The sequence below is a fragment of the Idiomarina sp. UBA4206 genome (genome assembly GCF_002383015.1).
Taxonomy (GTDB): Bacteria; Pseudomonadota; Gammaproteobacteria; order Enterobacterales; family Alteromonadaceae; genus Idiomarina; species Idiomarina abyssalis.
On the sequence record NZ_DFTS01000034.1, the window covers coordinates 1,052 to 10,480 of the forward strand.

Consider the following 9,429-nt stretch of genomic DNA (forward strand, 5'->3'; position numbering starts at 1 on the left):
GCCGTTGTTGGCTATCCGCATGACTTAAAAGGTCAGGGTATTTATGTGTACGTAACACCCGTTGAAGGTGTTGAGGTAACCGATGAGTTGACCAAAGAAGTTCGTAACTGGGTTCGCTCTGAATTAAGCCCAATTGCAACGCCTGATTTGATTCACTGGACCACTGGTTTGCCTAAAACACGTTCGGGTAAGATCATGCGTCGCATTTTGCGTAAGATTGCTGCGAATGAGTATGAAAACCTCGGTGACACCTCTACGCTTGCTGATCCAAGTGTGGTAGATTCATTGATAGAAAATAGAATGAATAAATAATGTCACTTAATTTGGAATCTCATGGCGAAATTTTTAATCGCAGATGACCACCCATTGTTTCGCGAGGCGCTGCAAGGCGCTCTCGCGAATCACTTTTCTGAACTTACCTTACGCGAAGCCGAAGACTTAGATTCAACTTTGGCTGCGTTAAATAAAGACGATGACGTTGATTTGCTTCTGCTGGATTTACATATGCCCGGCAGTGGCGATTTATATGGCCTTATTCGTGTAAGAGAAGATTACCCGCTTTTACCCGTCGCTATTATTTCTGGTAGTGAAGACTCGTCAATTGTTGCTAAGTGCATTGGTTTTGGCGCATTGGGCTTTATTCCAAAATCATTGCCTTCTGCCGAAATAGCCGAGGCTATAGACACCATTTTACAGGGGGAGACCTGGGTTCCAAAAGAAACCCGGGAGCGGCTGGATGTTATTTCAGATGAAGATCAGGAGCTGGCCCGTAAGGTTGCCGAACTGACTCCGCAACAGTACCGGGTGCTGCATTTCCTTCACGAAGGTCTGCTGAATAAGCAGATTGCCTATCAGTTGGGAATAACCGAAGCAACGGTTAAAGCGCACATTACTGCAATCTTTCGAAAACTTGGGGTTTACAGTCGTACCCAGGCTGTTTTGGTGGCTGAACGTCTGCAATTATGACCTGGCTATTAATATTTGCCTCACTGGCTTATGTGATCTTTCTTTTCGCAGTTGCCACCTGGGGTGACCGGCTTGGCTCGTGGGCGAATAAGGTCAGTCATAAGCCTTTTGTCTATTCCATGTCGTTGGCAATTTATTGTACGTCATGGACTTATTATGGCGCAGTAGGAAACGCCGCTGTCGACGGCTGGGCCTTCTTCCCCATTTTGCTGGGGCCTATTCTCCTGTTTTTGTTTGGTATCCGAATTCTGGAAAAGCTGGTTTCGGTTAGTAAGCAACAAAACATCACCTCCATTGCCGATTTCATTTCATCCCGCTTTGGGAAAAGACGTCGGCTTGCCGTAGCTGTTACCGGCATTGCAGCTGTTGCTATCATTCCTTACATAGCACTTCAGCTTAAGGCTGTAGGTATCAGCTTTGCCGTATTAACTGAAAATACGGGCATGATGGCTGAGTTCTCAATCAAAGAATTGGGGGCTGCCGCCTTAATGGCTATTTTCGCCATGCTGTTTGGTACCCGCCATGTTGAGGTAACTGAGTATCGTAGCGGTATGATTCTGGCAATTGCCGTGGAGTCTATGATTAAGCTTGTAGCGTTACTGGCGGCGGGTATTTTTGCCTGGTCACTGCTGCACGGCGATGTACAAACTGATTTATTCAGTTCATTCAGCGATGTAACCAAGCCGCAGTGGTCTTTTGCTTCATTCGGGGAATTTGAGTTTATTGTCCAGACCTTTATGGCCGCCGGAGCAATTCTTTGTCTGCCCAGACAGTTTCACGTTGCGGTTGTGGACAATGTCGACGTTCGGCACTTACGCACTGCCCGTTGGGGGTTCCCGCTTTATTTAGCGTTAACGGCCGCCGCTATAGTCCCCATTGCTATTGCCGGTACCTTTTATCTTTCTGCAGGCTCTGACGGTTCAACTTATGCTCTGCAGCTGCCGCTTTTGAAAGATCAATTGTGGTTGTCTCTGGTTATCTTTATTGGCGGAATTTCGGCCGCAACGGCTATGGTGATCATTGCCTCAGTCACGTTGAGTACCATGATCACTAACGATGTCATTATGCCTATTCTGCTGCAGCGTGAATCGCGCTTGCCGTTAAAGCACAGACGAAGAGAATACGACCGGGCGTTATTGTTAATCCGTCGTGTAGCCATTGCCGTGACTATGGTTTTGTCTTTTCTGTGCTACTACTTCTGGGCGGCACGTACCAACCTGGTCAGTATTGGGTTGCTGGCGTTTTCTCTGGTTTTGCAGCTGCTGCCGGCTTTACTGGCTGCACTTTATTGGCGAAAAGGCCATGCCCGTGGTGTCTATGCAGGGTTGCTGGCTGGGTCCGTGGGTTGGGTCATTGCGGTACTCATTCCTTTGTATACGAACAACCAACTGACCGACGTTGAAATTATAACCCGGGGTACTGTTGTTTCACTGGGGCTCAATACCTTCAGCTTTATTGTTTTTTCTCTGCTGGCAAAGCCGCGGTTAGTTGACAGGATTCAGTCAACGGCTTTTGTAAAGCCAAGAGCAGCTCTACCTGACTTACACTTAAACAAGAATGACAACGCGACCAACGCAGACATGTTGTTGCTGCTCAAAACTTTCCTTGGCGCAGAGCGTGCCCAGCAACTGATGCAGTACTATCAGCGTCCCGAAAATACGGAACTTAAGCTGGAAGAAATTGCAGAAAAGCCGTTTATTAGCTTTGTTGAAAGAGCCATTGCCGGTGTATTGGGTTCTGCAACAGCCCGTTCGTTAATTGATGCCGCCTTGAGGGATAAGCAGCTTAACCTGGAAGAGGTTGTTCACTTTTTTGATGACACGACTCAGGCACTACAAACGCAGCAGTCAATACTGTTCAGTTCACTTGAGAACCTGGCTCAGGGTATTAGTGTTGTCGATGCCGAGTTACGCTTGGTAGCCTGGAATAAGCGGTATCTGGATTTATTCGAATACCCTGAGGGCATGGTTAAGCCGGGCCAGCCGATTGCTACGCTCATTCGTTATAATGCAGAGCGCGGTGAATGTGGCCCGGGTGAGGTGGACGAGCTGGTTGATAAGCGTCTGCGTTATATGAAAATGGGCTCGGCGCACCGCTTTATTCGTCGCAGAGCGGACGGACGGGTTATAGAAATGGTAGGGAACCCGCTACCAACCGGCGGTTTTGTTACTAGCTTTACCGATATTACGTCACACGTTGAGACTCAGCAGGCGCTGGAAGATGCAAATATTGACCTTGAGCAGCGGGTTGATGTTCGTACGCAGGAAATTCGGGAAATTAACCAGGAGCTGACGGCTGAAATCGATCGGCGCCGTCAGGTAGAAGAAGAATTAAAAAAGGCGAAAGCAGAGGCTGAAGCTGCAAATGCTTCGAAAACACGCTTTCTGGCCCTGGCCAGTCATGATATTTTACAGCCGCTAAATGCAGCACGGTTATACCTCTCGGCAATTCAGGAAAAAGAACTCTCAGAGCGTAACTTGTCGTTAGTGGGTAAACTCGATACGGCGCTTGGCTCAACCGAGCATCTTTTGTCGACTTTACTGTCGATAGCGAAGATGGATCAGGGCGCGTTAAAGCCGCAGTTCCGGCATGTTCAGCTCAGCTCCGTTCTGGAGCCTCTGGTGGAAGAATACGCTGTACTTGCTGAACAGAGAAAGCTGGACTTTCGCGCTTTTTATAAAGACAGGCCTGTGTATACCGATCCGACGTATTTACGGCGTATCGTGCAGAACTTCTTATCTAATGCCATTAAATACACTCAGAAAGGCAGTGTATTATTAGGGGTTCGTAAGCGCGGAGACGAACTCCAAATTGCGGTGTGGGATACCGGTCCGGGTATTGCTGCGCAGCAACAGAACAAAGTATTTGATGCATTTTATCGAGTGCAAAACCAGACGGTAGACGGAGTCGGGTTAGGGTTAAGTGTTGCTCAACGTATGGGGGAGCAACTCAATTGCGATATTCAGGTTGAATCGGTTGAAGGCAAAGGTTCCTGTTTTTCGGTGCGAGTACCGTTAGGTAATGCCGCTCAAGTCATCAGCCGCCCTAAAAAACAACAGGAAGATGCGCTGTCTGACCGCCTGCAACTGATGGTTGTGGATGACGATAATGAAAATTTGAGTGCCTTAAGTGCTCTTTTGAGTAAGTGGGAGTGTGAAGCTCTGACTTTTAACAGTTACAGCAAAGCTTTGGCTTATGCCAAGGCACACCGTGGTGATAAAGCTCCTCAGGGGCTGCTGCTGGATTACCAACTCGGTGACGGCGACGGTTTAGCCTTAGCAGAAGAGTTACGTGACATTTGGCAGCAAAAGATACCGGCGGCGTTAGTCACTGCAATGCGTGATGACGCTGTGAAACAGGCCGCCAGAAAAAGCGGCCTGCAATTTTTACCAAAACCGGCTAAACCCGCCGCATTAAAAGCATTTTTGAAGTACATCAGCACCCGAAAGGCAGGAGGAGCCAGAAGTTGATAGAGCTTGCTGAGCGACATACTTTTAAGTTACCGGCCAAATGCCGGACTTTAATTGAACTGAACAGCAGCGACGAGGTTGAGCAGCTAGCTTTTGAAGAGCCTTACTACTTACTGGGTGAAGGCAGCAACACCTTGTTTCTGGAAGACTTTCAGGGAACCGTTGTCTGTAACCGTTTGCTTGGCGTGTGCATTGAAGAGCAGGATGCAAGCTTTTTAGTTACCGCGGCAGCCGGTGAAAACTGGCACAATTTTGTGACCGACTTACGCGGCCGAAACATTGATGGTATGGAAAATTTGGCATTGATACCCGGCTCAGTGGGAGCGGCTCCAGTTCAAAATATTGGGGCCTATGGTGTGGAAGTGGCGACATTTATTGAACAGGTAACAGCCTGGGATATTAGCGAAAAATGCTGGGTGAGTATGAGCACAGAGGACTGCCAGTTTGCTTACCGGGACAGTTTGTTTAAACAGCACCCCGGGCGCTGGCTGATAACATCCGTAACTTTTCGGTTACCTAAAGACTGGCGGCCTGTGACTCATTACTCTCCACTTAACCAGTTGAGCGATAATGCGAGTGCACAAAGCATTTTCGACAAGGTTATAGAAGTGCGTCAGAAAAAATTACCTGACCCCAAAGTTATTCCGAACGCAGGAAGCTTTTTTAAGAATCCTGTTGTTTCTAATGTGCTACTGGATAGCTTATTGCAGAAATGGCCAGATATGGTCTACTTTCCCGCTGACGAGAGTCGTTCAAAAGTAGCCGCCGGCTGGCTGATTGAACACCTGGGTTTGAAGAGCTTAAACGAGGGCGATGCAGCGGTTAATCCGAATCAGGCACTGGTGTTAATTAACCGGGCAAGAGCGACTGGAGCAGATGTCAGCCAGTTGGCACAGAAAATTATGAAGCACGTAAAAGAAGCCAGTGGAATTGAACTGGAGCCGGAAGTTCGTCTGGTTGGCCAGCACGGGCTTGTGCAGTTGGCGGCAGAAAAATGAAACAATCAGAGCGCCTTGATCAACTGATTACCTTGTTAGCTAATGGTGAATTTCACTCCGGGCAAGCTATTGGTGAGTCTCTGGGGATATCCCGGGCAGCGGTTAATCAGCATATTCATAAGCTGGAAGAACTTGGTCTTGAATTGTTTTCTGTCACAGGGCGTGGCTACAAACTGGCAAGGCCTATTGAGTTGCTGCGCTCACAAGCGATTGAAAAAGAAACACCGGCGCAATGGAAGAATAAACCAGAGTTTGAAGTACGCTCCGTGGTTGATTCCAGCAATGACCAGGTAAAAGAACTTGCTAAGTCAGGGACTTTGGACGCCGGCTTCTCCTTATTTGCAGAAGCTCAGACAGCCGGTCGGGGGCGGCGAGGCAAACAGTGGTACTCGCCTTTTGGCAGTAACCTCTACCTAAGTATTTACTGGCCTCTGGATGACGGTATTCATGGCGCTATGGGGTTAAGTTTAGCCGTTGGTGTTGCTTTGGCGGAATGCTTTACCAATTTGGGTATTGATGAGGTCAGTGTAAAATGGCCTAACGATGTTTATATTGCTGGTAAGAAAGTGACCGGAATTCTGGTTGATTTAGAAACCTCCCCAGAAGGTGCTGCGCACAGCATTATTGGTATTGGTATTAATTTAAGAATGCCGGACCATGTCGGAGAAAAAATTGATCAGGCGTGGACAGATTTAAACTCTGAGTTACCACAACCTGTTTCACGTAATAAGGTTGCGGCCGAGGTGCGGGCATCGGTGTTGTCTGCTTTGCAGCAGTATGGACAGAGCGGGCTTTCCGCGTTCCAGCAACGCTGGCAGCAGTACGACCGCTTTATCGATAAACCGGTAAAACTGATTATGGGGCAGAGGGTTTGCTTAGGAACCTGCCGTGGGATTGATGAGAACGGTGCTTTACTCGTAGAAGATGAGCAGGGCGTACGTCGCTATTTTGGTGGTGAAGTTTCATTGAGGGCGCAAGATGCTATTAATTGATGCCGGTAATACCCGCAGTAAATTTGCCTGGTGGGATACTGACACCGACGAGATTGAAATACTGGGTGCGATACCTCACCAAAGTTGGCTTAATGACTTGAGTCATTCGCTAAAAGAGCTATTGCTGGAAGTGATCAGCAACCAACAAATTCAGCACGAGAAAAAAGCCATAGGTTGCAGCGTTGCTGCGGTACAGGTGATGGATACCCTGAATAGCTCACTGGCGGAGCTTGGTATCAGTGTTGTCTGGCAAAAAACGAAAGCGGAACAGGCGGGAGTCATTAACGGCTATGGTGAACAAGCTGAGCGTCTGGGTTCTGATCGCTGGATGGCATTACTTGGCTGTCACGAGCAAATTCAAAAGAATGCCTTGATAGTAGATGCCGGTACTGCATTAACGATTGACTGGCTGAGAGCTGACGGCCGACATCTGGGAGGCTGGATAGTCCCCGGACGGCAGCTCATGCTAAATGCCCTTGGCCAGGGAACAGCGAATTTAAAAGGTATTACGTTAGACGACATTGAGCGTGACGGGCTTGCGGCCGGGCAAAATACCTTTGACGGTATTGCTCAGGGAACGGAAGCTGCGCTCACAGGCGCTATTGCACAGGCTATTCAGTTATCTCGGGAGCATTTCTCGCAAGAGTCTTTTGATGTCGTTGTTACCGGTGGCGATGGTGAGCATTTAATGCGAACCTTGTCTGGTAAATTTCGTCGTTATGACGATTTGTTGTTTAAGGGTTTGCGACTCTGTGCCGATAACCTAAACAGTTAAACCTTTAGGTAAATTCAGAGAGAGCACAGGCAACTTTATGAAAATAGTCATTCCAATGCTGATTGCTGTAGCCGGACTGACCGCAGTGCACAAAGCGCAGGCGCAGGATGTTGAGGCTGTGCAACTGTATTCAGACGCCGAACTTGTTGAGATGTTTGCAACCAACGCGCATCTTAAACGAGTACGCGATACCGACCGCTGCCAGCTGGCGCAGGATATTGAAGCTCAGGCAGAGCTCGAGCGTCGTCCAACGTATCAGTTCTTATATGGCGACATGATGGCCTGGGGCGTCTGTTATGACCGTGACCCTGAACTTGGTCTGCTTTATATGGAAAAAGCGGCTCAGCATGGCTTACTGGAAGCTCTGGAGCAGTTGGGGCGCTATTATCATGAAGGAGTTCTGGTTCAAAAGGATATTGACCGCGCCATTTTGTATCTTCGTGAAGCTGCTTCGTTAGGGAATTTGCCGGCGCAACGACGCTTTGCTGAGATCTTGCTAGCGGATAAAGGCAGCCCGTATGACTACGAAAAGGCCTATCATTGGTTACATAATGCGATAACAGCAAACCAGGGCACCTATCAGGATATTGAGCAAAAACTGGCAAAGCTGGCTGAGAGAATGCCACCTTCGGTCGTTGAAAAAGCAAAAAGGCCACTGGATTAGTGGCCTTTGTTTGAGTTGCGCAAGTTTACTTGTGCTTAAGACAAGCGGTTGCGGAAATCTTCGTAACTAAATTGCCGTACACAGTCAAACTGACCACTTTCCCGTAAAATACCAATAGCCGGATGCTGAACGCCGTTAAAGAAGGATGTCTTCACCATGGTGTAGTGCATCATGTCTTCAAAAACTAAACGGTCACCAACAGCCAGAGGCTGATCAAAACTGTACTCACCGATAACATCCCCGGCTAAGCAACTGTTGCCACCTAAACGGTAACTGAAGGCTTTTTCGGCGGGTAAGCCTGCGCCGGTAATGACCGGGCGATAAGGCATTTCCAGCACGTCCGGCATATGAGCCGTGGCTGAAATGTCTAATAAAGCGATTTGTCCCTGATTCTCAACAATATCCACCACTTCGCAGACCAGCGGAACGGTTTGCCAGGCCACTGCCGAGCCAGGCTCCAGTATCACTTGCAGATCATAAGTTTCGCGCAAGCGTTTCAGCTGCTTTATCAGGTGATCAACATCGTAACCCTGACGGGTCATGAGATGCCCACCGCCTAAGTTCAGCCACTTCATTTGTTTTAATTGCTCGCCAAAACGGCTTTCAACAGCATCAAGTGTGCGCTCAAGAGCAAACGAGTCGCACTCGCACAGATTGTGCACATGCAAACCTTCCACTCCGGTTAAGTCCTGCTGCTGAAGCTCGCTGGCGCGAATCCCCAGGCGTGAACCGGGAGCACTGGGGTCATAAAGCTCGGTTTCTGCTTCCTGATGCTCCGGGTTAATACGAAGACCAATAGAAACACCGACAGCTGCAGTTTGTTCACGGTATTTATGCCACTGAGAGACACTGTTGAATGACAAGTGATTGACCAACGGCAATAGCTCGTCGATGTCTTCTTGTTTATAAGCTGGCGCATAAGCGTGAACTTCGCGTGAAAATTCTTCTGCTGCCAGCTTTGCCTCCCAGACAGAGCTGGCTGTGCAGCCTTTAAGATACTGACGAATAAGCGGAAAAGCTGACCACATGGCGTAGCCTTTCAGTGCCAGAATAATGTCAGCACCACTTTGCTCTTGCACCTTTTGCATCAGCTCCAGGTTCTTGCGCAGCAGTTTTTCATCCAGCACATAGCAGGGAGATGGAATTTCCGGCGATGTATATTGGCTCATGCGTTGTCTTCTCTGTTACTTCTCAAATGGCTTATTGCATTCCTGAACTTGCCATGGAAGGCCATACTTGTTCAGGCGCTCCATAAACTCGTCCGGGTCAAACTGCTCCATATTCCAGACACCAGGCTCCATCCATTTACCTTGTAACATTAAAGATGCGCCAATCATTGCTGGTACACCCGTTGTGTAGGATACCGCTTGTGCGCCCACTTCTTTGTTAGTTTCGGCGTGGTCCGTATTATTGTAAATGAAAATGGTCTTTTCCTGACCGTCTTTCATTCCTGTCACATAAGTACCAATACAGGTTTTGCCGGTGTAACCTTCTGCCAGAGAGCCTGGGTTAGGTAGCACGGCTTTTAAAAACTCCAGAGGTACAATTTTTTTGCCTTCAAACT

9 protein-coding genes are annotated in these 9,429 nt (G+C 48.4%); 7 read left to right on the forward strand and 2 right to left on the reverse strand.

The genetic code is table 11. From position 1 onward, the window contains the following. The 7 genes from B3180_RS06990 to B3180_RS07020 form a co-directional block, all read left to right on the forward strand. Positions 1–312: AMP-binding enzyme (locus B3180_RS06990; RefSeq protein ID WP_414654037.1), on the forward strand; the 312-nt coding region annotated here is incomplete at its 5' end. 21 nt (positions 313–333) lie between these two features. Then, positions 334–966 (forward strand): response regulator transcription factor, encoded by a 633-nt coding sequence (locus tag B3180_RS06995; protein ID WP_054489278.1) that lies wholly within the window; start codon positions 334–336, stop codon positions 964–966. After that, complete coding sequence (locus B3180_RS07000) at positions 963–4,436, forward strand: PAS domain-containing hybrid sensor histidine kinase/response regulator (RefSeq protein WP_286843740.1); 3,474 nt, start codon at positions 963–965, stop codon at positions 4,434–4,436. Before B3180_RS06995 ends, B3180_RS07000 begins: the two co-directional genes overlap by 4 nt. After that, positions 4,433–5,434: a UDP-N-acetylmuramate dehydrogenase gene (gene murB / locus B3180_RS07005; protein WP_278358473.1), complete on the forward strand. Its 1,002-nt coding sequence runs from the start codon at positions 4,433–4,435 to the stop codon at positions 5,432–5,434. Before B3180_RS07000 ends, murB begins: the two co-directional genes overlap by 4 nt. Next, positions 5,431–6,426: a bifunctional biotin--[acetyl-CoA-carboxylase] ligase/biotin operon repressor BirA gene (birA, locus tag B3180_RS07010; protein ID WP_278358474.1), complete on the forward strand. Its 996-nt coding sequence runs from the start codon at positions 5,431–5,433 to the stop codon at positions 6,424–6,426. Before murB ends, birA begins: the two co-directional genes overlap by 4 nt. Further along, positions 6,413–7,201, forward strand: a complete 789-nt coding sequence (locus B3180_RS07015) for a type III pantothenate kinase (RefSeq protein ID WP_278358475.1) — start codon at positions 6,413–6,415, stop codon at positions 7,199–7,201. The genes birA and B3180_RS07015 overlap by 14 nt, the downstream gene beginning before the upstream one ends. A 37-nt stretch (positions 7,202–7,238) precedes the next feature. Then, entirely contained in the window at positions 7,239–7,865 is a 627-nt protein-coding gene (locus B3180_RS07020) for a tetratricopeptide repeat protein (protein WP_054489265.1), read from the forward strand. 35 nt (positions 7,866–7,900) lie between these two features. On the opposite strand, the gene nspC is transcribed toward B3180_RS07020, so the two are convergent. Together nspC and B3180_RS07030 are read right to left on the reverse strand one after the other, a co-directional pair. Next, positions 7,901–9,034, reverse strand: a complete 1,134-nt coding sequence (nspC, locus tag B3180_RS07025; RefSeq protein WP_286843744.1) for a carboxynorspermidine decarboxylase — start codon at positions 9,032–9,034, stop codon at positions 7,901–7,903. 15 nt (positions 9,035–9,049) lie between these two features. After that, a partial coding sequence (locus tag B3180_RS07030) for a saccharopine dehydrogenase family protein (RefSeq protein WP_286843746.1) occupies positions 9,050–9,429 on the reverse strand: 380 nt, incomplete at its 5' end.